Annotated in this window: 24 protein-coding genes; 14 read left to right on the top strand and 10 right to left on the bottom strand. The window is 67.4% G+C overall.

Features of this window, described 5'->3' with window-relative positions; translation table 11 throughout:
• Positions 1–47: 47 nt before the first annotated feature.
• The 5 genes from AC1RLW_RS06755 (at position 48) to AC1RLW_RS06735 (ending at position 7,064) form a co-directional block, all read left to right on the top strand.
• Positions 48–1,154: a porin gene (locus tag AC1RLW_RS06755; RefSeq protein WP_493192541.1), complete on the top strand. Its 1,107-nt coding sequence runs from the start codon at positions 48–50 to the stop codon at positions 1,152–1,154.
• Positions 1,155–1,169: 15 nt separating this feature from the next.
• Positions 1,170–2,327 carry an alpha/beta hydrolase family protein gene (locus AC1RLW_RS06750; RefSeq protein WP_493192540.1) on the top strand — a complete coding sequence of 386 codons (1,158 nt, stop codon included), beginning with the start codon at positions 1,170–1,172 and terminating at the stop codon, positions 2,325–2,327.
• 41 nt (positions 2,328–2,368) lie between these two features.
• Positions 2,369–3,685, top strand: coding sequence for an MFS transporter (locus tag AC1RLW_RS06745; RefSeq protein WP_493192539.1), 1,317 nt, complete (start codon positions 2,369–2,371; stop codon positions 3,683–3,685).
• A gap of 655 nt (positions 3,686–4,340) precedes the next feature.
• Positions 4,341–6,578, top strand: coding sequence for a M1 family metallopeptidase (locus AC1RLW_RS06740; RefSeq protein WP_492685442.1), 2,238 nt, complete (start codon positions 4,341–4,343; stop codon positions 6,576–6,578).
• Between the two features lie 78 nt (positions 6,579–6,656).
• On the top strand, positions 6,657–7,064 hold the full coding sequence (locus AC1RLW_RS06735) for a lipoprotein (RefSeq protein ID WP_095947556.1): 408 nt from the start codon (positions 6,657–6,659) through the stop codon (positions 7,062–7,064).
• 148 nt (positions 7,065–7,212) lie between these two features.
• Here the strand turns inward: AC1RLW_RS06735 and AC1RLW_RS06730 are convergent, their stop codons facing one another.
• The 7 genes from AC1RLW_RS06730 to AC1RLW_RS06700 form a co-directional block, all read right to left on the bottom strand.
• Positions 7,213–7,947, bottom strand: a complete 735-nt coding sequence (locus AC1RLW_RS06730) for a transporter substrate-binding domain-containing protein (protein ID WP_493192538.1) — start codon at positions 7,945–7,947, stop codon at positions 7,213–7,215.
• 69 nt (positions 7,948–8,016) lie between these two features.
• Positions 8,017–8,865: a substrate-binding domain-containing protein gene (locus AC1RLW_RS06725; protein WP_095744989.1), complete on the bottom strand. Its 849-nt coding sequence runs from the start codon at positions 8,863–8,865 to the stop codon at positions 8,017–8,019.
• Between the two features lie 49 nt (positions 8,866–8,914).
• A complete protein-coding gene (locus AC1RLW_RS06720; protein ID WP_062474617.1) occupies positions 8,915–9,118 on the bottom strand; it encodes a type II toxin-antitoxin system antitoxin in 204 nt (67 codons plus the stop codon).
• A gap of 45 nt (positions 9,119–9,163) precedes the next feature.
• The gene (locus AC1RLW_RS06715) at positions 9,164–10,060 is read right to left on the bottom strand and encodes an SPFH domain-containing protein (RefSeq protein WP_492685444.1); all 897 of its coding nucleotides are present in this window, start codon (positions 10,058–10,060) and stop codon (positions 9,164–9,166) included.
• A 107-nt stretch (positions 10,061–10,167) separates the two neighbouring features.
• On the bottom strand, positions 10,168–10,938 hold the full coding sequence (locus AC1RLW_RS06710; RefSeq protein WP_492685445.1) for a TIGR04325 family methyltransferase: 771 nt from the start codon (positions 10,936–10,938) through the stop codon (positions 10,168–10,170).
• A 92-nt stretch (positions 10,939–11,030) separates the two neighbouring features.
• Entirely contained in the window at positions 11,031–11,924 is an 894-nt protein-coding gene (locus AC1RLW_RS06705) for a response regulator transcription factor (RefSeq protein WP_062474629.1), read from the bottom strand.
• Positions 11,896–15,291 carry a hybrid sensor histidine kinase/response regulator gene (locus AC1RLW_RS06700; protein WP_493192537.1) on the bottom strand — a complete coding sequence of 1,132 codons (3,396 nt, stop codon included), beginning with the start codon at positions 15,289–15,291 and terminating at the stop codon, positions 11,896–11,898. Before AC1RLW_RS06700 ends, AC1RLW_RS06705 begins: the two co-directional genes overlap by 29 nt.
• 244 nt (positions 15,292–15,535) lie before the next feature.
• Here AC1RLW_RS06700 and urtA point away from each other — a divergent pair, with 244 nt between their 5' ends.
• The 8 genes from urtA to AC1RLW_RS06660 all read left to right on the top strand — a co-directional run bounded on the left by urtA (position 15,536) and on the right by AC1RLW_RS06660 (position 22,726).
• Entirely contained in the window at positions 15,536–16,804 is a 1,269-nt protein-coding gene (gene urtA / locus AC1RLW_RS06695) for an urea ABC transporter substrate-binding protein (RefSeq protein ID WP_062478305.1), read from the top strand.
• Between the two features lie 124 nt (positions 16,805–16,928).
• Complete coding sequence (urtB, locus tag AC1RLW_RS06690; RefSeq protein ID WP_139701702.1) at positions 16,929–17,843, top strand: urea ABC transporter permease subunit UrtB; 915 nt, start codon at positions 16,929–16,931, stop codon at positions 17,841–17,843.
• Positions 17,844–17,872: 29 nt separating this feature from the next.
• The gene (gene urtC, locus AC1RLW_RS06685) at positions 17,873–19,069 is read left to right on the top strand and encodes an urea ABC transporter permease subunit UrtC (RefSeq protein ID WP_493192536.1); all 1,197 of its coding nucleotides are present in this window, start codon (positions 17,873–17,875) and stop codon (positions 19,067–19,069) included.
• A gap of 20 nt (positions 19,070–19,089) precedes the next feature.
• Positions 19,090–19,833 carry an urea ABC transporter ATP-binding protein UrtD gene (gene urtD / locus AC1RLW_RS06680; RefSeq protein ID WP_493192535.1) on the top strand — a complete coding sequence of 248 codons (744 nt, stop codon included), beginning with the start codon at positions 19,090–19,092 and terminating at the stop codon, positions 19,831–19,833.
• Positions 19,834–19,848: 15 nt separating this feature from the next.
• Positions 19,849–20,538, top strand: coding sequence for an urea ABC transporter ATP-binding subunit UrtE (urtE, locus tag AC1RLW_RS06675; protein WP_062478384.1), 690 nt, complete (start codon positions 19,849–19,851; stop codon positions 20,536–20,538).
• A 24-nt stretch (positions 20,539–20,562) separates the two neighbouring features.
• Positions 20,563–21,795: a formamidase gene (gene fmdA, locus AC1RLW_RS06670; protein ID WP_307693859.1), complete on the top strand. Its 1,233-nt coding sequence runs from the start codon at positions 20,563–20,565 to the stop codon at positions 21,793–21,795.
• A 4-nt stretch (positions 21,796–21,799) separates the two neighbouring features.
• The gene (locus AC1RLW_RS06665) at positions 21,800–22,144 is read left to right on the top strand and encodes a zinc ribbon domain-containing protein (protein WP_493192534.1); all 345 of its coding nucleotides are present in this window, start codon (positions 21,800–21,802) and stop codon (positions 22,142–22,144) included.
• Between the two features lie 231 nt (positions 22,145–22,375).
• Positions 22,376–22,726 (top strand): hypothetical protein, encoded by a 351-nt coding sequence (locus tag AC1RLW_RS06660; protein WP_056582144.1) that lies wholly within the window; start codon positions 22,376–22,378, stop codon positions 22,724–22,726.
• A 91-nt stretch (positions 22,727–22,817) separates the two neighbouring features.
• Here the strand turns inward: AC1RLW_RS06660 and AC1RLW_RS06655 are convergent, their stop codons facing one another.
• Together AC1RLW_RS06655 and AC1RLW_RS06650 are read right to left on the bottom strand one after the other, a co-directional pair.
• The gene (locus AC1RLW_RS06655; RefSeq protein ID WP_493192533.1) at positions 22,818–23,171 is read right to left on the bottom strand and encodes a VOC family protein; all 354 of its coding nucleotides are present in this window, start codon (positions 23,169–23,171) and stop codon (positions 22,818–22,820) included.
• Positions 23,168–23,476, bottom strand: a complete 309-nt coding sequence (locus tag AC1RLW_RS06650) for a hypothetical protein (protein ID WP_493192532.1) — start codon at positions 23,474–23,476, stop codon at positions 23,168–23,170. The genes AC1RLW_RS06655 and AC1RLW_RS06650 overlap by 4 nt, the downstream gene beginning before the upstream one ends.
• A gap of 135 nt (positions 23,477–23,611) precedes the next feature.
• Between AC1RLW_RS06650 and AC1RLW_RS06645 the strand changes: the two genes are divergently transcribed.
• Positions 23,612–24,541, top strand: coding sequence for a MurR/RpiR family transcriptional regulator (locus AC1RLW_RS06645; protein ID WP_223301301.1), 930 nt, complete (start codon positions 23,612–23,614; stop codon positions 24,539–24,541).
• On the opposite strand, the gene AC1RLW_RS06640 is transcribed toward AC1RLW_RS06645, so the two are convergent.
• Positions 24,478–25,353: an HAD-IIA family hydrolase gene (locus AC1RLW_RS06640; protein ID WP_493192531.1), complete on the bottom strand. Its 876-nt coding sequence runs from the start codon at positions 25,351–25,353 to the stop codon at positions 24,478–24,480. The genes AC1RLW_RS06645 and AC1RLW_RS06640 overlap by 64 nt on opposite strands.
• Positions 25,354–25,379 lie beyond the last annotated feature (26 nt).

Below are 25,379 nucleotides of genomic sequence, written 5' to 3'. Positions count from 1 at the left end.
CACAACCTAAAAGACGGCCGAGAGAAGAAAACCAACCGAGACATTCAATGAAAAAGTACTTGATCGCGATGGCTGCGGCCACCGCGGCTGGCGGAGCGCTGGCCCAATCTTCCGTGACGCTGTTCGGCGTCGTCGACGCCTCCGTGGTCTATACGCGTGGCAGCGGCAACGGATCGGCCCACAAGACGCAGCTGGGCAACAGCGGCAACATGTTCAGCCGCCTCGGTTTCCGCGGCACCGAAGACCTCGGCGGCGGCTACTCGGCCAACTTCTGGCTTGAGATGGGCCTGCAGAACGACAGCGGCACGGGCTTTCCGTCGAACTCGAACAACCAGGCCAGCGGCAACGGCACGCCCGGCGTGCTGAGCTTCAACCGCCGCTCGACCGTGAGCCTGGCCGGCCCCTTCGGTGAAGTGCGCCTGGGCCGCGATTACGTGCCGGCCTTCTGGAACACCGCGATCTTCGACCCCTTCGGCACCGGCGGCGGCATCGGCGCCAACCAGATCTACTTCTCGGGCCTGGGCGGCCTGGTGGCGCCCACCGGCACGCGCGCCTCGAACAGCGTCGGCTACTTCCTGCCGGCCAACCTGGGCGGCTTCTACGGCCAGGTGATGTACGCGATGGGCGAGAACGATTCAAACTCGGTGCTGCCCGGCACCCAGGTGTCGAACAAGCGCGACGGCCAGCACACCGGCGCGCGCTTCGGCTACCAGAGCGGCGGCCTCAACGTGGCCATTGCCACCGGCCGCACGCGCTACGCCGCCGGCGACCTGCGCGTGACCAACCTGGGCGCGTCCTACACCTTCGATGCGGCGCTCATGAACCTCAAGCTCACGAGCGAGCTGTACAAGGAATCGAAGGGCAGCACCGACGCCAAGGGCGTGCTGGTCGGCTTCCAGCTGCCCATCGGGCCGGGCGAGATCAAGGCCTCGTACGCGCGCTACAAGCTGGAGCCGCTCAATGCGGTGCTCGAGCCCACGACGTCGAAGCTGGCCCTGGGCTACGTGCACAACCTGTCCAAGCGCACGGCGGTGTACGGAACCATTGCCCGCATCAGCAACAAGAACGGCGCAACGCAGGCTTTGGCCGGCGCCATCACCATGCCCAACCGCGCCTCCAGCGGCGTCGAGTTCGGCATGCGGCACATGTTCTGACGGGAAGGGGCCGGCATGCGCGCAACCCCCGTCTGGCCGCAGGTGCGGCGCCTCGCGGCGCTGGCCCTCGGATCGCTGCTCGTGACCGGCTGCGCCGGCATGTCGCCGACCGCGCAGCTCGCGCCCGGCCAGCTGCTGCTGGCCAGCGCCGACAAGCTGCACGGCCTGCCCGACGCAGGGCGCAACTGGGTCATGTCGTACGCGTCCACCACCTTCGACGGCGCCAACGCGGTGGTCGTCGGCCAGGTGGCGCTGCCGCGCACGCCCGCGCCCACCGGCGGCTATCCCGTGATCGCCTGGGCCAACGGCTCGACCGGGCTCGCGCCCCAGTGCGCGCCCTCGCTGGTCGTGAACCGCGAGCGCGATGCGTACCTCAACGCCTGGGTGCAGCAGGGCTATGCCGTGGTGCGCACCGACTACGCGGGGTGGGGCGCCTTCGGGCCCGTGCCCGACCTGCACAGCCGCAGCAACGCCGAGAACCTGGCCGATGCCGTGGCGGCCGCGCATGCGCTCGACGGCGTGAAGCTGCGCCCCGACTGGATCGCCGTGGGCCACAGCAAGGGCGGCGGCGCCGTGCTGTGGGCCGCCGGCCTGCCGGACCGCAGCGCCGGCCGCTACCCGCTGCGGGCGGCCATCGCCATCGCGCCCACGGGGCCCGGCGTGCTTCGTTTCATGGACAGCGTGATGCGCGGCGAAGCGGTGGCCGTCCCGGCGCTGCCCTTCGTGTCGCTGACCGTGATGAGCGCCAAGGCGATGAACCCGGCCATCGATGTGCAGGCCCTGGCCTCGCCCGCGCTGCGCCCGCACCTCGACGCGATGGGCTCCGCCTGCCTCTCGGGGCTGTTCGCGATGCCGCCGCTGCCGCCGGGCCCGTACCTGAAGCCCGGCGCGGCGTACGACGCGATGGCCCGGCTGCTGGCCGCGCAGGATGCCTCGTCGCTCACGATGCGGGTGCCCGTGTCGGTCATCCAGGGCGAGAAGGACGAGACGACGGTCACGCCCGACACCACGGCGGCGATGGTGCGCAGCTTGTGTGCGCGCGGCGCGACCGTGCAACTGAAGCAGTACGCCGGACAGACCCACCGGTCGGTCATCGGCGCCTCGCAATCCGACGCGTTCGGATTCGCCCGAACGGTTCTCGACGCAGGCAGGCCGGCGAACGACTGCCCCTGACGCCGCGCCGGCCCCCGTGCAACCCACCTGAGAAGAATCCCATGTCATCCAAGGCCATGCGCTGGTACGGGGTCGTCACCCTGTTCGTGATCGTCGCGATCTCCTACGTCGACCGCATCAACATCGCGGTGCTGATCACCGATGCGGCCTTCCTGAAGCACGTGGGCCTCGACGCCTCCGACCGCGTGAGCCAGGGCCTCCTGGCCACGGCCTTCATGCTGGGCTACGGCATCTCGGCTTTCGTTCTCACGCCGTTCTGCTCGGCGCTGTTCGGCGTGCGGCGCAGCCTGATCTACGGCCTCGTGCTGTGGGGCGTGGTGACCTGGGCTTCGCCGATGTTCAACAGCTACGGCCTGCTGCTGGCCTCGCGCGTGCTGCTGGGCGTGTCGGAAGGGCCGCTGTTCTCGCTGGCCTCGTCGTACATCAAGGCGCATTTCCAGAGCCACGAGAACGGCAAGCCCAACGCGCTGGTGAACATGGGCACGGGCCTGGGCCTGGCGGTGGGCTATCCGCTGGTGGGTTATCTGCTCACGCAGTTCGAATGGGACAGCTCGTTCCACGTGCTCGGTGTGCTCAATATCGTGCTGGGCATTCCGCTGGTGCTGGCCTTCGTGCGCATGCCCGCGGGGCACGGCGACGGCATCAAGCCCTCGTCGCTGGGCGATGCGATGTCGCGCGTGGCGGGCATCGTGAAAGGCGCGCTGCATACGCGGCACCTGTTCCTCATCACGCTGCTGACCTCGGCGGCGCTGGCCTATCTCTGGGGCAGCAGCAACTGGCTGCCGACCTACCTGCGCGAGGCGCGCGGCTTCTCGCTTCGCGAGATGGGCTGGATCGCCTCGCTGCCGCAGTACGCCACCGTGCTCGCGGTGTTCACGGGCGGCGTGCTCATCGACAAGCTGGGGCGCGACCGCGTGCCCTTCATCTTCATGGGCGCGAGCGCGGGCGTGGCACTGTCGGTGCTGCTGGCCATCAATGCGCGCGACCCGTACATGGCCGCGACCTGCCTCGTGGCGGCCAACTTCTTCTGGGGCCTGCAGAGCCCCGCCATTCCGAGCACCGTGCAGCACTGCTCGCGGCCCGAGCACACGGCCAGCGCCTTCGGCGTGACCAACGGCGTGGGCAGCCTCGTGGCGGGCTTCATGCCGGCGCTGATGGGCGGCGTGATCAGCGCGGTGTCGCATGGCTCGGGCACAGCGAACACGGCGGTGACCGCGGCCTCGTCGGCGGCGGGTTTCTTCGCGGGCTTTGCACTGCTCATCGGCACGCAGGTCGTCGTGTTCGCATGCGGCTTTCTGCTGTGGTGGCGCGAGCGCGCGCAACGCACTGCTGCAGTCTCTGGTTCACAGCTTTCGTAGCCTTGGTCGCGGCTTGAACCTTCGTACTGTGGCCGCTTCGTCACAGTGAAGGTCCCGTGTTTTTGTCATCTGCGTGAGCAGGTGTTTCGGCCGCAGAACCATCTTCGTATCGCATGGCACGCGTCGCGTGCCATGACGCCATTCGGCCTATCGCGCGCGAACAATTGGAGAGAGAAAAGTTCCGCGGATCGTTGAGCTCATTGCATCGATCAGCTACAACTGCGTGCACTTCAACGGACGAGGGAATGCGCGTGAAATCAACCACAAGAGCCGCAGCCAGTCTTGCCGTCGCCATCGCTTTCGCCATGGCCCCGGCCGTTCACCTGACGGGTGAACGCATCGCGTCGATGCACGGGCACTGAGCCCGGCCCGCGACACCCCACCGCGTTCACACGCTCCCCCCACACCCCGCGTCTTGACGGGAATGGCGCCGCTCGCCCCGCGCATCCTGGGACCACCGCAGCACATGCGGTGCGGTCCGGCCTGAGCCTGCGTTCCTGACGAACGGTTTGTTCGCCGGGAGGGCGTTGTGCTGCCCGCATTTCCTGTTGATCTGTCGTTCCACTCATTCCGCGCGCGTCACGTGCATCACCGGCTATCCGCCGGTGCCTGCGGTGCGGCGCATGTTCCTTACCAAGAGTACCCAGAGGCGATCATGAAATCACTGAATACACCTGTCGTTCATTGCCTGGCCCTTACGGCCGTGACCCTCGCCGCGCTGACGGCCTGCGGCGGCGGCGGAGACAGCGGCGGTGGCGCATCCTTCGGCGGCTCCGGCCTGAACGCGCCGTCGCTGGCCAACGCGCCCGCGGCCGACAGCGGCGACACCACCAAGAAGACCCCCGACGACGGCGTGCCCGCCGCAGCCGACTCGGCGGTGGCCGCGGTCGATCGTTCGGCCCGGCCGATGGAACTGCCCGACACGGTCTGGCCCGTCAACTACAAGCTGTGGTTCCGCCCCGATGCGGCGCTCAAGACTTTCGTGGGCCGCGCCGACGTGGAGATCGACGTGCTCAAGCCGGTCGACGCCATCGTCGTCGCCGCGCACGACCTCAACTTCGCGCGCGGGCGCACCACGCTGCGCAAGGTGTCCAAGCCGGGCGAGGTGATCCCGCTGATTCCCACGCCGCAGACGCGCGGCGACTTCGTGCAGCTGCGCCTGAACGACGGCCAGATCGCCAAGGGCAAGTACCTGCTGCACATGGAGTGGGACGGCAAGATCCAGTTCTCCGATGCCGAGTACTGCACGCCGGAAGTGATGGCGAAGAACCCGCTGTGCTCGGCCGCGTCGGGCATCTTCAAGGTGGGCCTTTCCACGCCCGAGGGCGTGAGCAGCGATGCCATCGTGACGCAGGGCGAAACCAACTTCGCGCGCCAGTGGTTCCCGGGCTGGGACGAGCCGGCCTTCCGCCACACCTTCGAGATCTCGGCCGAGGTGCCGGGCGACTGGAAGACCGTGTCCAACGGCGCGCAGACCGAGGCCGTGAAACTGCCCGACGGCTACCAGCGCGTGGCCTTCGAGAAGACGCCTTCGATGCCGATGTACCTGGCCTTCTTCGGCGGCGGCAAGTTCGACATCCTGGCCGACACCTTCAAGAACCCGCTGGACGGCAGCGACATGGCGCTGCGCTGGTTCACGCCGCCGGGCCGCTCCGACTGGGCCAAGTTCGCGATGGAGTGGACCAAGGTGTCGATGGACTACTACTACAAGTACACCGGCATCTCGCTGCCCTTCAAGAAGTTCGACACCGTGGCCGCCAACGACAGCTACGACAACAAGCCCAACACCGGCTTTGGCGGCATGGAGAACTGGGGCGCGATCTTCGAGTTTGCCGATGCGGTGCTCACCAAGCCCGGCGACAAGCCCACGCTGTACTCGGTGACCGTGGTCACGCACGAGGTGGCGCACCAGTGGTTTGGCGACCTGGTCACGCTCGACTGGTGGGACAACGTGTGGCTCAACGAGTCGTTCGCGCGCTGGTTCGAACGGCGCACCACGATCAAGTTCCACCCCGAGTACTACAGCTTCTCAGACTACGTGCTGGACAAGCACAACGTGATCGTGGCCGACCTGAAGCCCTCCGCCGTGCCGGTGCAGCGCAACCTGAACGACGCAGGCTCCTTCGGCTTCATCAGCCCGGCGATCTTTGTCTACAACAAGGGCAGCCACGTGCTGGAGATGGTGCAGAACTACATCGGCGAAGAGGCGATGCAGAAGGGCCTGCAGATCTACCTGAAGGACTACGCGTTCGGCAACGTCACGCCCACGCGGTTGTGGACCTCGCTGGAGAAGGCCGCCGGCGGCAAGAAGGTGAGCGAGATCGGCGACAGCTTCATCCGCCAGACCGGCATTCCGCTGCTCACGGTCGATGCGCAGTGCGCCGGCGACCGCACCTACGTGAACATCACGCAGGAGTCGTTCCCCAACCAGAACCAGTTCCCGGCCTCGACGTGGACCATTCCCGTCACGCTGGCGTACGGCGACGCGATGGAAAAGCGCGAGACCTTCGTGATGTCGAACAACGCCACGCAGGTCGAGCTGCCGGGTTGCACCGCGGTGCTGGCCGGGCCGACGGGGCAGGACTACTACGTGAGCAACTACAGCGCGCCGTCGTGGAGCAACCTGCTGGCCAAGGTGCAGAACTTCGCGGGCAACAAGCCGCTGCTGCTGAACATCGAGCGCGATGCCTTCCGCCTGCTGGGCGTGGGGCGCATCACGCAGGCGCAGTACGACCAGATCAAGGGCGTGCTCAACCTGCCGGCGCCGCTGCTCGCCAAGACGCAGCTGAGCCAGCAGAAGATGGCGGCGGTGGACGCGGGCGGTAAGGAAGAGTACCCGCACGCGCTGCGCTTCCAGGGCAAGCTGCCGCTGCGCGAGAACCAGAAGCGTTGAGTCGGGCTGAGTTGACTCTTCTTTCGTGAACCCCGCATGTGCCGTCGGACGGCGCATGCGTCACTTCATTCGAATCCCATGAAAACTCTTCTGAATTCTTTGCTGGCAGTGGCCTGCGTGTCACTGCTCTCGGCCTGCGGCGCGCGCGGCGGGCCCGAGACCGAACTGGTCGGCGTCTACGCCGTCGAACGCAACGGCGTGCTCAAGGAGGTCGTCAAGATCGAGCGCGACGGCGACCGCTACATCATGCGCGACAAGGTGCGCACACCCGAGTGGAGCGAACCGAAGATGCAGTTGCAGCCGGTGACGCGCGAGCGCTGGAGCCGCATCACCACCGACACGGAGAACACGTCCTTCGTCGGCATCTCGAGCGACCAGCTCGGCATCTTCAAGGTGCCGCCCGGGTGGCAGAAAAACGGCTTCAAGACCCAGACGGGCTACTTCCTGTTCTATTCGCAGGGACCGGTGGAAGCGCACAAGCTCTGATCGGCCACCAGCCCACGACAGCGCCCAGCGTGCGCAGGACACTGGGTGCTTCCCGCAGCGAAATCAAGGAGGAGGCCGCAGGCCGGGGGACATTCGCGGAGGGAAGTACCCGGTGGCCTGTGCACGCGCCCTGAAAAAGAGCGCCTAGTTACGGCGCAACGATCGCGCCTTCGATGCGATGGCGTTTCAACGCATCGGCCACAAAGCCCGAAGCCTTCATCTCTTCGACAAAGGAAGAGAGCAGCGCCTGCGCCTCGGCCCCCCGGCTGGCCGGCGTCCCCATCGCCTGCTGGATCACCATGAAGTGCCCCGGCAGCACACGCACCCCCGGTGCGCGGGCCGCTTCGCCTTCGAGCAGTTGGCGAATGCCCGCCGCCACCTCGACCTGGCCCGCGCGCAATGCAGCGAGCGCAGGCCCCGCGCCCTGAAGGCGCACGATCTCGGCCGCCTTGATCTCGCGCGTGAGGAACAGGTCGTAGGCGCTCCCGGAGCCGACCGAGATGCGGTGGCCTGCAGCATCGACCTGCGCGTTGTCGGTCAGCGCAGAGGATTCGGGCACGAGGTAGCTGCCCTCGATCAGCACATAAGGCGCCGTGAAGCGCAGCCCTTCGCTGCGCGCCGGATCGACTGCGAAGAAACCGATGTCGGCCTTCTCGTTCTTCACCGCGTCCACCGAGGCCGCGGCCTTCTCGAACACCACCAGTTCGATGCCCACGCCAAGGCGCCGCGCGAACTCGCGGGCCAGGTCGATCGACACGCCGACCGGCTCGCCCGTGGTGGCGTCCTTGTTGGCCAGGATCGGGTTGCCGAGGTTGATCGAGGCGCGCAGCGTGCCGCTGGGCGCAAAGGCGGTCACGAGGGCGGAAGAGGGCGATGTGGTCATGGCGTCCGTTCGTCGGAAAGAGGAAGGAGGAGATGAAGGCCGCCAGTTTACGGGCCGTGAAGCCGCAGTTCAGCGCGCGGACATGGGCTCCAGCCCCGTCTTCGCGATCGTCGGCGCCGCGGCCGGCGCGTTGAGGTAGCGGATCAGCTGGCGCGCCGCCTCGGGCTGCTTCGAGGCCGTGGCCACGCCGGCCGAGAACACCGTCACGCGCTGCACTTCGGCGGGCAGCGGGCCGATGTAGTCGATGCCCTCGATGGGCAGCAGCTCGCTCACCTGCTGCAGGCCGAGGGCCGCGTCGCCGCGCGCCACCACCGTGCCCACGCGCTCGCTCAGGATGCGCTTGCTCTTGGGCTTGACCTGGTCCTCGATGCCCAGCGTCTTGAGCAGCTCGGTCTCGTAGTAGGTGCCGCTCGCGCTCGCCGAATAGGCGATCGACGGCGCCGCGAGCAGCGTGCGCTTGAGCGCGTCGACCGTGCCGATGTCCGGCTTGGGCGCGCCCTTGCGCACCGCGAAACCGATCGACGAACGCACCAGGTCGACCTGGCTGCCCGCCACCACCTTGCCCTGCGCCACCAGCGCATCGAGCGCGGGGCGCGCCAGGATCACCACGTCGGCGGGCTCGTTGCGCCCCAGGCGGCTGGGAATCGAATCGCTGGCGTTGCCCATCGACGCGCCGTAGGCCGTCTTCACGCTGCGCCCGGTGCTGCGCTCGAAGCCGGGGCGCAGCTCGTTGTAGGCGGCGGTGAAGCCGCCGGAGGTCATGACGTGGATGTCGCCCGTGGCGGCGGGTGGGGTGCTGACGCAACCAGCGAGCGCGAAGGAGGCGGCCAGCGCCAGGGCGGCGCGGCGGGTCAGGGCGGAACGGGGGAAGGCGAAGGCTGTCACGGCGTGTGTCTCCTGAAGATCGTGCCGTGCCATCGTAGGGGCCGAGGCTGTCAATCGGCCTTCAGGAAATTCGGGGTTACTACTAGCGCGAGGGCTTGGGCGGGTCCGCGTCCTTGGCGGGCGCAGCCGCCGCCGGCAGCCGCCCCCGCTTCGCCAGCCCTTCGCGCAGCAGGAACTCGACCTGCGCGTTCGCGCTGCGCAGCTCCTGGGCCGCCAGCCGCTCGATCTCGGCCCACAGGGCCGGATCGATGCGCAGCGGATAGGACTTCTTACCGGGACTGGCCATCAGGGAACAACGAGGTGGCGGCGGTGAGCGGGGGCCGTGGATGCATCAGGTGTAGAGCGTGCCCGTGTTGACCACGGGCTGGGTTTCGCGGTCCGAGCACAGTACCACCAGCAGGTTCGACACCATCGAGGCCTTGCGCTCGTCGTCGAGCACGACGAGGTTGCGCTCCGACAGCCCCTTGAGGGCGGCCTCGACCATGCCCACCGCGCCCGCCACGATCTGGTGCCGCGCGCTCACGATGGCCACCGCCTGCTGGCGCCGCAGCATCACCTGGGCGATCTCGGGCGCATAGGCCAGGTGGGTGAGCTTGGCATCGAGCACCTCGACGCCGGCGCTGGCAAAGCGCTGGTTCAGCTCGGCCTTGAGGGCGTCGGCCACCACGTCCAGGCCGGCGCGCAGCGTGACCTCGTCGCTTTGCAGGTCGTCGCCGCTGTCGTAGGCGTAGAGCGTGGCCAGGTGGCGGATGGCGGCTTCGGACTGGATGGCGACGAACTTGTTGTAGTCGTCGATCTCGAACACGGCCTGCGCCGTGTCGTGCACGCGCCAGACCACGGCCGCGCCGATCTCCACCGGGTTGCCGCGCTTGTCGTTCACCTTCAGCGGCGGCGTGTTCAGGTTGCGCGCGCGCAGTGAGATCTTCTGGCCGGCCTGGAACGGGTTGGTCCAGCGCAGGCCCTCGGTGCGGTCGGTGCCCTGGTACTCGCCGAACAGCGTGAGGATGATGCCCTCGTTCGGCTGCAGCATGTACAGCCCCGGCAGCAGCGCCACGCCCGCGACGATCAGCAAGACGTTCATGGGCAGCGGCATCATCCGCTGCACGAGGGCCCAGGCGCCGAGCCCGATCAGCACCAGCGACACGGCCACGAGGCCGTAGCCGTTGACGGACCGGTAGGGGCGCTCCTTGCGGACCTTGCGCGGTGGGGTGGGGGTCGTGTCTTGCATGGGGCCTCCGTTAAAAGTGATATCACTTTAATATCTTTTCGGAGGCCGTCAAGCGGTTTTCGAGCCCGGGCAGGGCCGGGCCGATGCACCCGCGGGCGATCAGGCAATCAGGCGATGAGGTCGAAGCAGCAGCCCGCGTAGTAAGGCTTGTCGCCGCCATCGACGAAGGGCACCTCGATCGGCTTGCCCTCGTTGCGCCACACGTCGCGCTTGCGGTAGCCGGCGCGTGCCAGGTCGGCCAGCAGCTCGTCGTGGTGCTGGATGCGGTAGGCGCACACGGCCACGCCGATGCTGTTGAGCGTGTAGATCGTGCGCTCGGGGTGCACGGCCGTGGTGTTCATGACGATGCGCCGGGGCTTCACGGCGAGCGCGGAAAGAATCGCGTCCATGCGCACCGGCAGGTACTGCAGGCTGCCCGACACGTACAGCACGTCGCAGCCGCTCGCGTCGCGGTAGTCGGTGGTGAAGCCGAGCTGCGCGGTCGCCTCGCGCTTGACGGCCATCGCGCGGCCGCTCTCGACCACGCCGGGCACGTCGCACACCGTCCAGCTCAGGGTGTCGGGGTAGCTCAGCACGCGCCGGAAGGCGTAGTACTTGATGCCGACGTGCCCGCCCAGGTCGAACACGCGCGTCAGGCCCGCGTCGATGGAGCGGCCGAGCCAGAAGAGGCCAGGGTAGTCGTAGAAATAGATCTGCGGGCTGTAGAGCTCGCCCGCGTCGGCATTGGCGTAGCCGACGGCCTTGGAGGGCGGCGCGCCGGCCTCGGCCGCCTCGAAGCTCTCGAACGACCCCATGAAGAGGTTCTCGTCCGTGTTGTTCAGGAACTTGCGCCGGTAGGCGCTTTCGCGGGGCGGGAAGGTCAGCAGGCTTGAAAGCATCTCTCTCTCCTGTGGCTTTCGCATTCTGAGCGCAACCGGCGCCTTTGGGGGGCGATAGCCCAGTGCCGCGGGGGCGGTTACCCCGTGGGGCTTTACATGCCGCTCGCCAGTGCCGCAGCCGCCGCGCGGGTCTCCACGCCCAGCTTCTCGAAGATGTGCTCCAGGTGCTTGTTCACCGTGCGCGGGCTGGTGCCCAGGATCTCGCCGATGTCACGGTTGGTCTTGCCCTTGGCGAGCCAGGACAGCACCTCGGTCTCGCGCGGCGTGAGGGCCGCGTCGGCCAGGCGCGCGGCCGGGCCTTCGCGCTGGATGGCGAACAGCAGCATGGTCTCGCCCAGCGCCGCCGCGCCCAGGTTGCGCACCGACAGGCGCATGCCCGTGGCGGTGCCGATGGCGATCGACGCGCCCGGCGCCAGCGCAGGCTCCACCGACGCGGGCAGGCGCCCCGGCGCCACCGGGTCTTCGAGCGCATGCAGCCACAGCGCAGCCTGCGGCGAGCGCCAGGCGATGCGCCCGCGCGTGTCGACGAACACCACGCCCATGCCCGCCACGTCGACCGCGTCGCGCGCCATGCGCGTGATGCGGGCGTTGCGCGTGTGGGTGTGCAGCCGCGCCAGCACCTCCTGCGCGCGGATCGGCTTCACCACGTAGTCGACGCCGCCGCACTCGAAGCCCTCGACCACGTGCGCGGTTTCCGACAGGCCGGTCATGAACAGCACCGGAATGTGCGCCAGCGCCGCGTTGGCCTTGATGCGCCGGCAGGTCTCGAAGCCCGAGAGGCCGGGCATCAGGCCGTCGAGCAATATCGCGTCGGGCACCACCAGCTCGAGCCGCTGCAGCGCGGCCTCGCCGTCGGCCGCCACCAGCACGGTGTAGCCGCTGGCCTCGAGCGTGTCGCACAGCATGCCCAGGCTGCTGGGGGCGTCGTCCACCACCAGCACGACGGGGCGTTCGGATTCATGACCGGGCGAGGGGAGTGTCTGCATCTTCTGCCAGTGCGTTGCGGAGGTTGTCGAGTTCGAAGCGCGCGACCATGCCGCGCAGCCAGGTACAGGTGGCCGCCGCGGCGGGCGAGGCCGCGGCCAGCCGGTCGAGCGCGGTGTGCAGGCCGCGCACATGGCCCATCTGCACCAGGCGCATGAGGTCGGCACGGTCGTCTTCGCTGAGCGCGAGCAGGGGCGGGCGCGCCGGCGTGGTGTCGGGGTCGGCGGACGGCGGCAGGGCGTCGCCGATGGCCAGCCATTCGAGGCCCAGGTGCCGCTCCAGCGTGGCGATGAGTTCCGACTCGATCACCGGCTTGCCCACGAAGGCCTGGCAGCCCGCGGCGCGCAACCGGTCGGCCTGGTTCTCGAACATGTTGGCCGAGACGATGATGATCGGCAGCTCGGCAAAGCCCGAGGCCCGCACCGAGCGCGCGGTCTGCCAGCCGTCCATGTCGTCCATCGTCAGGTCCAGCAGGATGGCCGAGGGCAGCTCTTCGCGCAGGCTGTCGAGGCACTCGGTGCCGCTGGCCGCCTCGCGCACCGTGAAGCCCAGCGGCGCGAGCATGCCGGCGAGCATCTGGCGCTGCACCGGCTGGTCGTCCACCACCAGCAGCGTTCGGCGCTCGCCCAGGTAGCCCGACACCGGCTCGCGTGAGCCCGCCTGCGGGCCGGGGTCGGAGACCTCGCGCAGGTACACGCGCACGCTGAAGGTGCTGCCAGCCGACGAGGTCGACGCCAGCTTGAGCTCGCCGCCCATGAGCGAGGTGAGCAGCCCGGTGATCGTCAAACCCAGCCCCGTGCCCGGCTCGCCGCGCCGGCGGCCCGCGGCGCCGCGTTCGAAGGGCAAGAAGATGCGCTGGCGGTCCTGCGGCGCCACGCCGATGCCGGTGTCGACCACGTCGAAGCGCAGCACCTCGCGCCGCGCGTCCACATGCAGCGTGACGGTGCCGCTGTCGGTGAAGCGCACGGCGTTGGTCAGCAGGTTGATGAGAATCTGGCGCAGCCACTTCACGTCGGCATGCACCCACGGTGGCAGCCGGCCCGCATGCGTGTAGACGAACGCCAGGCCCTTGGCCTCGGCCTGCGGCCGCACCATCTGCACCACCTGGTCGAGAAAGGCCGGCAGCGCCAGCGGCGAGGGCTCCAGCTGCAGCCGCCCGGCCTCGATGCGCGCCAGGTCGAGCAGCCCGTCGATGAGGCCCAGCATGTGCTCGCCGCTGCGGTGGATGGTCTGCACCGCCTCGCGCGGCGGCAGGGCCGCGTCGCCGCCCTTGAGCAGGATCTGCGAGTAGCCCAGGATGCTGTTGAGCGGCGTGCGCAGCTCGTGCGTCATGCCGGCCACGTAGCGGGTCTTGGCCTGGTTGGCGGCCTCGGCGGCTTCCTTGGCGGTCTGCAGCGCGGCGTCGGTGCGGCGGTGCGCTTCGATCTCCAGGGCCAGCAGGTTGTTGTGGCGGTTCGACTCTTCCTGCGCCATCTGCCGGCTCTCGCTGCCCAGCACCACCCACCACGCGGCCACGGCGGCCACCACCGAGAGCAGCGCGAACACTTTCAAAAAGGCCGTCGCCATCGCCGAATCGATGGTGCCCGCGATGGCCTCCTGCGCGTAGACCACGCCGACCACCGTGGCGAGCAGCGCGATGAGCGAGGTGGCGACCAGCAGGTAATGCGCCACACGAAAGTTGAGCCGCGCCGACAGCGCGGGCGGCAGCAGCGCCTGCAGCCAGCCGCTCATCTGCTCGGCGGCGCGCGAATCGGTCTTGCAGCGGTCGTGGCAGCGCGATTCGAGCGTGCAGCACAGCGAGCAGATCGGCGCGCTGTAGGCCGGGCAGTGCGCCATGTCTTCCGATTCGAAGCTGTTGTCGCACACCGAGCATTTCACGCTCTGGCCCGGCGTCCAGCGGTCGATGTCGGTGCGCGCCAGGTAGTAGCGCCCGCGCGTCCGCCACGCCAGCAGCGGTGACACGGCCATGGCCGTGGCCAGCGCGATGAAGGGCGAGAAGGCCCGCGCCCACTGGCCGAGCGCGCCCGAATAGGCCAGCATCGCCAGCGCCGCCGCCACCAGCATCGCGACCAGGCCCACGGGGTTGATGTCGTACAGGTGCGCGCGCTTGAACTCGATGGTCTTCGGGCTCCAGCCCAGCGGCTTGTTGATGACCAGGTCGGCCACCAGCGCGCCGACCCAGGCAATGGCGATGTTGCTGTAGAAGCCCAGCACGTGTTCCAGCGCGGCGAACACGCCCAGCGCCATCAGCAGGATGGCGATGGCCACGTTGAACACCAGCCACACCACGCGCCCCGGGTGGCTGTGCGTGAGCCGCGCGAAGAAGTTCGACCACGCGAGCGAGCCCGCATAGGCGTTGGTCAGGTTGATCTTCATCTGCGACACGACCACGAACAGCACCGTGATGCCCAGCACCCACGCCGGGTCGCGCAGCACGTACGAAAAGCCCGTGAGGTACATCTGCGTGGGCTCGATCGCGTGGTTGGCCGGTATCTCGTGCTGCAGCGCCAGGAAGGCCAGGAACGCGCCGCCCATCATCTTCAGCATGCCCGGCACGATCCAGCCCGGCCCGGCGACCAGCACCGCGGTCCACCAGCGCCCGCGGTTGGCGGCGGTCTTCTCGGGCAGGAAGCGCAGGTAGTCGACCTGCTCGCCGATCTGCACCACGAGCGAGAAAGCCACGGTGGCGGCAGCGCCGAACATCAGCGGATCGAAGCCGCTGCTGTCCGAAGTGCGGCCCACGAGGCCGGTGAAGTCGGCGTACAGCTCGGGCTTCTTCACCATCACCGCGATGAAGGGGCAGACGAACAGCACGATCCAGATCGGCTGCGTCCACAGCTGCAGCCCCGAGATGAGCGTGATGCCGCGCGCCACCAGCGGAATGATCACGATCGACGACACCAGGTACAGCAGCCACAGCGGCCAATCGAGGTACATCTGCAGCGCCAGCGCGAGGATGGCCGCCTCGAGCGCGAAGAAGATGAAGGTGAAGCTCGCGTAGATCAGCGAGGTGAGTGTGGAGCCCAGGTAGCCGAAGCCCGCGCCGCGCGTGAGCAGGTCCATGTCCACGCCGTGGCGGGCGGCGTAGTACGAGATGGGCAAGCCAGTGAGAAAGGTGATGAGCCCTACCACCAGGATCGCCCACAGCGCGTTCGAGAAACCGTAGCTCAGCGCGATGGCGCCGCCGATGGCCTCCAGCGCCAGGAACGAGGTGGCGCCGAAGGCCGCGTTGGCCACGCGGAACTCCGACCACTTGCGAAAGCTGCGCGGCGTGTAGCGCAGCGCGTAGTCCTCCAGCGTTTCGTTCGCGACCCAGGCGTTGTAGTCGCGGCGGATGCGAAAGATCTTCTGTCCGGAGACGGATGTCATGGCGGGTTCTCGCGGCGGCGGCAACGGTGGCATGCGGCAGGTACAGCAAGAAGCGCTCCCTGCTGTCCCGTGCCTTGTCTGCTCGCGAGTCTGCGGCCCGGGCAGGGGCGCATCGCTACGTTGAATGACGTATTCGCGCAGAGGCAAGTGATTTCTAAAGTACCAGCCATGGTGCTCGCAGCACCGTCCGATGCACTGCGATGGTGCGCGGCTCACTCTTCTTTCAACCTGCCTGGAGTTCCTGATGTCGCGTGATTCCGATCCTTCTTCCCTCGATGCCATGGCACTGCGCCGCCGCCGCCTGCTGCAGGGCGCCGCCGCGCTGCCCGTGATGGGCCTGAGCGGCCTGAGCTTCGGCCAGGGGCAGTTCCCCACGGCCAAGGTCAACACCACCAAGCTCGCGGTGACCGACACCGAAGTCACGGTGGGCCAGTTGCATTCGTCGACCGGCACCATGGCCATCTCGGAGACCGGCTCCATCCAGGCCGAGCAGCTCGCCATCGACCAGATCAACGCGATGGGCGGCATCCTGGGTCGCAAGATCAAGGTCATCAAGGAAGACGGCGCCTCCGACTGGCCGACCTTTGCCGAGAAGTCGAAGAAGCTGCTGGTCAACGACAAGGTCGCGGCCGTGTTCGGCTGCTGGACCAGCGCCTCGCGCAAGGCCGTGCTGCCGGTGTTCGAGAAAGAGAACGGCCTCTTGTACTACCCGACCTTCTACGAAGGCCTGGAGCAGAGCAAGAACGTGATCTACACGGGCCAGGAAGCGACGCAGCAGATCATCTGGGGCCTGGACTGGGGCGCGAAGGAGAAGAAGGCCAAGACCTTCTTCCTGGTGGGCTCCGACTACATCTGGCCGCGCACCTCGATGAAGATCGCGCGCAAGCACATCGAGAACTTCCAGAAGGGCTCGGTCAAGGGCGAGGAGTACTACCCGCTGGGCCACACCAACTTCAACTCGCTGATCAACAAGATCAAGGTCGCCAAGCCCGACTGCATCTTCGCGGCCGTGGTGGGCGGCTCGAACGTGGCCTTCTACAAGCAGCTCAAGGCCGCGGGCATCACGGGCGACAAGCAGTTCCTGCTGACGCTGGCCGTGACCGAAGACGAGATGACCGGCGTGGGCGGCGAGAACTTCGCGGGCTTCTACTCGTCGATGAAGTACTTCCAGACGCTGGACAACGAGAACAACAAGAAGTTCGTGGCCGCCTTCAAGGCCAAGTACGGCAAGGACGCGGTGATCGGCGACGTGACGCAGGCCGGCTACCTCGGCCCGTGGCTGTGGAAGGCCGCGGTGGAGAAGGCGGGCAGCTTCGACATCGACAAGGTGGTGGCGGCGTCTCCGGGCATCGAGCTGAAGACGGCGCCGGAGGGCTACGTGAAGCTCGACGCCAATCACCACCTGTGGAGCAAGGCGCGCATCGGGCAGGGGCAGCTCGACGGCAGCTTCAAGGTTGTTGCGGAGTCGGGCGAGTTGATCAAGCCCGATCCGTTCCCCAAGGGGTATCAGTAACTCCCCCGAAGCGGCTCACTTCGTGTAGCCGCCTCCCCCTCAAGGGGGCGACACCTGCGGCCCGGCAAAGCCGGTTCCGCGGTGTCTCACGACTTGTTCCCTGACCCTTACCGGATATTGCGCAATGAGCCTCTCGGACATGATGAACATCGGCCTGATGCAGGGCTTCGCGGGGCTGAGCCTCTTCGCGGTGCTGCTGCTCATGGGCCTCGGGCTCGCGATCATCTTCGGGCAGATGGGCGTGATCAACATGGCGCATGGCGAGTTCATGACCATCGGCGCCTACTCGATCTTCCTGGCCGCGCAGGTGACCGAGCGCATGGCGCCCTCGCTCATGCCGTACTACTTTCCGATCGCGATCGGGCTGGCCTTCGTGTTCGCCTTCATCGCGGGCTGGCTCGTGGAGTGGGCGCTGATCCGCCACCTGTACAAGCGGCCGCTCGACACGCTGCTTGCGACCTGGGGCGTGAGCCTGGGCCTGCAGCAGATCTTCCGCACCTTCATCGGCCCGAAGGAAGTGAGCCCCACGCTGCCCGAGTGGCTCATGGGTTCGTGGACGCCGCACGAAGGCCTGGACATTCCGATCAACGGCCTGTTCGTGCTGGCGCTCACCGCGCTGGTCACGGGCGGCGTGCTCATCGCCTTGCACAAGAGCCGCTGGGGCCTGCGGGTGCGCGCCACCGTGGCCAACCGCACCATGGCCAACGCCACCGGCATCGACACGAAGAAGACCGACCGCCTCACCTTCGCCATCGGCTGCGGCATTGCCGGCGTGGCGGGCGCGGCCTTCACCACCATCGGCTCGACCGGGCCGACCTCGGGCTCGCTGTACATCGTCGACGCCTTCCTGGTCGTCACCTTCGGCGGCGCGGCCAGCCTGCTGGGCACCGTGGTCTCGGCCTTCGGCATTGCGCAGACCCAGTCGATCTCGGAGTTCTTCATGACCGGCTCGATGGCCAAGGTGCTGACGCTGTCGTTGATCGTGCTGATTCTCATGATGCGACCGCAGGGACTTTTCGCAGTCAAGGTCCGCCGCTGAACCCGATTCCTGTTTTGGAGAACGTTCCGATGAATTTCATCAAGGCCTCGATCCTGCGCTACCAGCTCGGCAGCCTGCTGCTCCTGGTGCTGCTGCTGGCGGTCGTGCTGCCGCTCTCGCTCGACATCTTTCGCCTGAACCTCGTGGGCAAGTACCTCAGCTACGCCTTCGTGGCCGTGGGGCTCGTCATGGTGTGGGGCTACGGCGGCGTGCTGAGCCTGGGGCAGGGCGTGTTCTTCGGCATCGGCGGCTATGCGATGGCGATGTTCCTCAAGCTCGAAGCCTCCGACCCCGTCACCACCAAGATCCAGTCGACGCCCGGCATTCCGGACTTCATGGACTGGAACCAGATCACCGAGCTGCCCGCGCTGTGGCTGCCGTTCAAGAGCCTGCCGCTGAGCCTGGCGCTGGTGGTGCTGGCGCCGATGGCACTGGCCTGGCTCGTGAGCTTCGCAATGTTCAAGCGCCGCGTGGGCGGCGTGTACTTCGCGATCATCACGCAGGCGGTGGCGCTGATCTGCACCGTGCTCATCATCGGCCAGCAGGGCTACACGGGCGGCGTGAACGGCATGACCGACCTGAAGACGCTGCTGGGCTGGGACACGCGCACCGACAGCGCCAAGTACATCCTCTACTACGTCTGCGTGGGCCTGCTCGTGGCCAGCATCGTGCTGTGCCGCTGGGTGCAGACCAGCAAGCTGGGCACGCTGCTGCTGGCGATGCGCGACAAGGAAGATCGCGTGCGCTTCTCGGGCTACGACGTGTCGAACTTCAAGGTCTTCACCTTCTGCCTGGCGGCCGGGCTCTCGGGCATCGGCGGCGCGATGTTCGCGCTGCAGGTGGGCTTCATGTCGCCGAGCTTCGTGGGCATCGTGCCCTCGATCGAGATGGTGATCTTCTGCGCCGTCGGCGGCCGCATGAGCCTGGTGGGCGCGGTGTACGGCGCGCTGCTGGTGAACGCGGGCAAGACGCTGTTCTCCGAGAGCTTTCCCGACCTGTGGTTGTTCCTGATGGCCGCGCTCTTCATCGGCGTGACCATGGCCTTCCCGATGGGCCTGGCGGGCCTGTGGGAAGACACGATCAAGCCGTGGTGGGCCTCGCGCCGCCAGGCCCTGCGCGACGCCGCGACGAAGCCGCCGCCCGCCGCCGTGTCGGCCCCTTCACCCGTCGCCGCGCCGCAGGCCGAGCCCGTGCTGCCCGAAGGCATCGGCCGCCAGCGCGCCTGACCGACACCGGAGCCCACCTCATGAGCAACACCGACTTCGCACTCGCCGTGGAAGACCTCAGCGTCTCCTTCGACGGTTTCAAGGCCATCGACGACCTGACGCTGTACATCGACAAGAACGAGCTGCGCGTGATCATCGGCCCCAACGGCGCCGGCAAGACCACGCTGCTCGATCTGATCTGCGGCAAGACGCGCGCCAGCGCCGGCAGCATCAAGTTCAAGAACACCGAACTCACGAAGATGGCAGAGCACAAGCGCGTGCGGCTGGGCATCGGCCGCAAGTTCCAGACGCCGTCGATCTACGAGAACCTCAGCGTGTTCCAGAACCTGGAGGTGTCGTTTCCCAAAGGGCGCTCGGTGTTCGGTGCTCTGGCTTTCAAGTGCGACGACGAGGTCAAGTCGAAAGTGCAGGCCGTGGCCGAAGACATCGGCCTGGCCGACAAGCTGCGCACCGAAGCGGGCCTCTTGAGCCACGGCCAGAAGCAGTGGCTCGAAATCGGCATGCTGCTGATGCAGGAGACCGAGCTGCTGATGCTCGACGAGCCCATCGCCGGCATGAGCGCGCGCGAACGCGAACTCACGGCCGACCTGCTCCAGCGCATCTGCCGCAACCGCGCCGTGATCGTCATCGAGCACGACATGGCTTTCGTCAAGCAGATCGCGCACAAGGTCACCGTGATGCACCAGGGAAAGATCCTCGCCGAAGGGCCGATGGAGAAGGTGCAGGCCGACCCGAAGGTCATCGACGTTTATCTGGGCCACTGAACCATGAGCACCATCATGCTGAAGGTCGACGACCTGCACACAGCCTATGGCCAGAGCGAGGCGCTGCACGGCATCTCGTTCGTGGGCCATGCCAACGAAACCATCGCCATCATGGGCCGCAACGGCATGGGCAAGACCACGCTGTTCAAGAGCTTGATGGGCGTGCTGCCGATCAAGAGCGGGCGCATCGAGGTGGCGGGGCAGGACGTGTCGCGCGACGAGAGCTTTCGCCGCGTGGCCAAGGGCATCGCCTACGTGCCGCAGGGCCGGATGATCTTCCCGACGCTGACCGTGGAAGAGAACATCCAGACCGGTCTGGAGAACTCGAAGACCCGGCGCATCCCCGAGGAGATCTACGCGCTCTTCCCCGTGCTGTGGGACATGAAAAGCCGCAAGGGCGGCAACCTCTCCGGCGGCCAGCAGCAGCAGCTCGCCATTGCACGCGCGCTCGTCACCGACCCCAAGGTGCTGCTGCTGGACGAGCCCACCGAAGGCATCCAGCCTTCGATCATCAAGGACATCGCCAAGGCGCTCAACGAGATCCGCAAGCTGCGCGGCATCACCATCGTCGTGTCCGAGCAGGTGCTGAGCTTCGCGATGGACGTGGCCGACCGGCTGTTCGTCATCGAAGGCGGCCGGCTCGTGCACGAGACCGCGCGCGACAAGACCGATGTGGAACACATCAAAGCCTATCTCTCTGTCTAACCACAACCCCAGGAGCCACTGCACATGACGGACACGCTGATCAAGGTCGACCTGACCAAGCCGCCTACGGAGAACGAGAACATCCACAACCGCTGGCACCCGGACATTCCGATGGCCTGCTGGGTCAACCCGGGCGACGACTTCATCCTGGAGACCTTCGACTGGACCGGCGGCTTCATCAAGAACAACGACAGCGCCGACGACGTGCGCGACATCGACCTGAGCACGGTGCACTACCTCTCGGGCCCGGTGGGCGTGAAGGGCGCGGAGCCCGGCGACCTGCTGGTGGTCGACCTGCTCGACATCGGCGCCAAGCAGGACAGCCTGTGGGGCTTCAACGGCTTCTTCTCGAAGAAGAACGGCGGCGGCTTCCTGACTGATCACTTTCCTGAAGCGCAGAAATCGATCTGGGACTTCAAGGGCATGTTCACGAGCTCGCGCCACATTCCGGGCGTGAACTTCGCGGGCCTGATCCACCCCGGCCTCATCGGCTGCCTGCCCGACAAGCCCATGCTCGACATGTGGAACGAGCGCGAAGGCAAGCTCATCGCCACCGACCCGGATCGCGTGCCCGGCCTGGCCAACCCGCCGTTCGCCGGCACCGCCCACATGGGCAAGATGACGGGCGAGGCGAGGGCGAAGGCCGCCGCCGAGGGCGCGCGCACCGTGCCGCCGCGCGAGCACGGCGGCAACTGCGACATCAAGGACCTGTCGCGCGGCTCGAAGGTGTTCTTCCCCGTGTACGTCGACGGCGCGGGCCTGAGCGTGGGCGACCTGCACTTCAGCCAGGGCGACGGCGAGATCACCTTCTGCGGCGCCATCGAGATGGCCGGCTGGGTGCACATGAAGGTCACGCTCATCAAGGGCGGCATGGCGAAGTACGGCATCAAGAACCCGATCTTCAAGCCCAGCCCGATCACGCCGCAGTACAACGACTACCTGATCTTCGAAGGCATCTCGGTCGACGAGAGCGGCAAGCAGCACTACCTCGACGTGAACGTGGCCTACCGCCAGGCCTGCCTGAATGCCATCGAGTACCTGAAGAAGTTCGGCTACTCGGGCGCGCAGGCCTATTCGATTTTGGGCACCGCGCCCGTGCAGGGCCACATCAGCGGCGTGGTCGACGTGCCCAACTCGTGCGCCACGCTGTGGCTGCCCACGGGCATCTTCGACTTCGACATCAACCCGAACGCCTCGGGGCCGGTGAAGTTCATCGACGGCAGCATCGACATGCCGCTGTCGCACGACCTGCGCTGACGTCATGCCGACCTACGACTACGCCTGCGGGCAGTGCGGCGGCTTCGAATCGCTGCGGCCTTCGGGCCAACGCGACGAGCCCGCAGCCTGCCCCGATTGCGGCAGCGCCTCGCCGCGCGTGTTCACGGCCGCGCCGCGCCTGGCACTGATGGCTGCCGACACGCGCCACGCGATGGCCACCAACGAACGCGCGCGGCATGAGCCTTCGAGCTCACGCGACTATGCGCGGCTGCGGCATCCCTCGGGCTGCGGTTGCTGCTCGGGATCGCCGCGGCGCAGTGCCACGCAGACCGCGCCGAACGGTGCGAAATCGGCCCCGTCGCGGCGGCCCTGGATGATCTCGCACTGAGGGGCCGGCGTGCATTCCTTGCATGCGCCAAGCGCATGCAAGGAATGCCGGCAGCGAGAACTTTCTCGTGCGTTCCCTCTAGAGGAGAGGGCTCCGACCGCCGCATCGCATGCGCGGGCGGCGCGCGATTGTTTCAATCCCGTGAACGCCGCGATTCCTTTTGCTGCCGTTTTTTGGGGCGCTTCAGGTTCAAACTTCATCCCATCGACACACCACCTGAAGGAGATTGAAATGAATGCCTCGAAGACCCTCGCCGCCGTTGCGCTCTCGCTCCTGGCTGTTGCCGGTGCCCACGCCGAAACCTATGACGGCGTGCACACCGTGAACTCGACCCTCTCGCGTTCGGAAGTCGCGTCGCAAGCCGTGGCCGCCGCCCGTGCCGGCAACGAGTACAGCGACGGCGCCACCGCCGGCGCACAGACCTTCACCTCGACCGCCGACCGCTCGACGATCCGCGCTGAAGCCGTCGCCAAGGCCCACGACCCGCTCGCCAGCCTCGACCGCCGCGCGTTCTACCGCGACGAAGTGCCGGCTGCGTACAAGAAGCCCAGCGTGTCGTTCACGCGCCAGGCTGGCCTGTAAGCCAAGCCACTGTGGCAAGCCGATGCCTGCATCGGCTGCCTGAAGAACGAACGGGCCCTTGGGGCCCGTTTTTTTGTTGGGACGTCGCGCGTCAGGTTGCGTGCGCAAGGACGTTGACGAGCTTCCCGAACGGATCGCGGACATAGAAACGGCGTACACCCCAGGGTTCGTCGACCGGGCCGTATTCGATGGCAAAGCCGGCAGCCCGCATGCGCGCAAGCGCCGTGTCGACATCGTCGACTTCGATGGAAAGGTCGGGCACCGGCGTGCCCGAACCGCCTTCAGACGCAAAGCTGACCTGCACGCTCATCTCGGCCTGCGAACCGTAGGTGCGTATCCAGCCGTGGTCCATCAGCAGATCGAGGCCGAGCACGTCGGCGTAGAAGACCTGTGCGCGCGCCACATCCTGAGTCGCGAAGTTGGCGACCAGTCGTTTGACTTTCATTGTTTGGAACTCTCTTCGGCGATTTCGGGTGCGATGCGGAAAGCCTTGGGCTTGCCGCCGGATTCGGCATGGAGCAGGTCACCCTCGATGCGGATGCGGGTCCACGTGTCGATGATGCCGTCGGCGCCGATCAGCTCGATGCTGTCGCCAGAAAGCACCCGGTAGCGAAACGACGGCGCGCACTGCGGGCCATTGTGCGTGCCCAGCACCGCGCGAAGGAATCCGTTCGATGCGAACCAGTAGATCTCGACCCGGGTGTCGGAGATGAGTTGCAGCCGGCGGTCGATGGGGAGGGCGGTGGTCATGAGAGATGAGGGGGCGGGGGGTCACCACAAGGCAGCCAATTCCGAATGAGGAGCGGCCGAATATAGAAGACCCCGCATGAGCCTGGTCAGCCGCGTGCGTGAAACCGCCATGGTTGCCGGGTAAGCTCGCGGCCCATGAAGCGCAACAGCACTCCCCGCACGTCCAAGTCCACCGGCGGCAAGGCTGCCGCGGCGCCCGCCGCCGAGGCATCCGACGTTCCGGTGTCCGCCGTGCTGGCGCGCATCGAAACCCTGTGGTCCTCGCTGGGCCCCGTGGGCCAGCGCATCGCCGACTTCATCGTGAAGAACCCGCGCGAGGTGGTCCACATGTCGGTGAGCGAGGTGGCGGAGCGCACCGGTTCCAGCGAAGGCAGCATCGTCGGCCTGTGCAAGAACCTCGGTGCCACGGGCTTCCAGCAGATCAAGATCGCGCTGGCGCAGGAGATCGTGCGGCCGGTGCAGTTCATCCACGAAGACCTCGATCCGCAGGACAAGGCCGACGCGGTGATCCGCAAGATCTTCCAGAGCAACGTGCAGACGCTGCACGACACGCAGTCGATGCTCGACGCGAAGGCGATGGAGCGCGCGGTGCAGCTGTTTCGCAAGGCCGAGCGCATCGAGATCTACGGCATCGGCAGCTCGGCCACCATCGCCGAGGACGCGCACTACCGCATGCTGCGCATCGGCCTCAATGCCAAGGTGGTGGTCGATTCGCACGTGCAGGCCATCAGCGCCTCGCTCACGAATGCGAAGACGGCGGTGCTGACGATTTCGCATTCGGGCAGCACGCACGAGACGGTGACGGCCACGCGGCTTGCGAAAGAGGCGGGCGCGGCCACGGTGTGCATCACCAACTTCGGCAAGTCGCCGATCCAGGCCTTTGCCGACGTGCTGCTGTTCACCATGGCGCGCGAGACCAACTTCCGCACCGAGGCGATGACGAGCCGGCTCGCGCAGCTGGCGATCATCGACGTGCTGATCGCCTGCCTGGCGCTGTCGGATTACGACACCTCGGTGCGCACGCTGCGCCAGACTTTCGACGTGCTTTCGCTCAAGCGGTACTGAAGCGCGGGTTCCACTGCTTCTGAGACGGGCGGCACGAGCAGTCCGGCGACCGTGGGCGCCACCGCCCCCGGCGATTCACCCACCAGCACGCAGGCCAGGCCGAGCCGCGCGGCGCCTTCGCCGTCGGTCAGCGGGTTGTCGCCGACCACCACCGTGCGCTCGGCATTCGCGCCGAGGCGGCGCAGGCCTTCCTCGAACAGCAGCGGCGCAGGCTTGCCGACCACGCACCACGGCTGCACGCCGCTGGCCGCGACCACGGCCGCGAGCAGCGCGCCGGTCTCGGGCACCACGCGGCCGTGCGGGCCCGGGTGCGTGGCGTCGGCATTGGTCACCATCAGCTTCGCGCCGCGCCGCAATGCGTTCGCGATGACCGACAGGCGCGCGTGGCTGAAGTGCATGTCGAGCGCCAGCAGCACGACGTCGGCCTCGGCCTCCGCGGACACCAGCCTGCAGCCCTGCGCGCGCGCGTAGCGCTGCAGGGCAGGGCTGGCGGCCAGCAGCACGCGCGCCTGCGGATGCTGCTGCACCAGCTGGCGCACCGCGAGTTCGCCGGCCAGCACGATGCGCTCGGGCGGCACGCGCAGGCCCAGCTTGCGCAGCCGCACCGACAGGCCCTGCGCCGTGTGCGTGGAGTTGTTGGACACGATGGCGTAGCGGTCGTGGAAGTGCGCCAGCAGGCGGGCCGCGCCGTCGATGGCTTCCTGCTGGCGCACCAGCGTGCCGTCGAGGTCGACCAGCAGGTGGCGGGCCTGCGCCAGCGCCTGGATGCCGCTGCCGTTCGTGGTCCCTGTTGTCGTGTGATGCGTGCTCATGGATCTCCGGGAGTGGGGCCGTCGTG

It is taken from the genome of Variovorax sp. GW822-FHT04A09, from assembly GCF_058801005.1.
The sequence above is the reverse complement of the archived record's forward strand: the minus strand, read 5'-3'. Positions and strand labels throughout refer to the sequence as shown.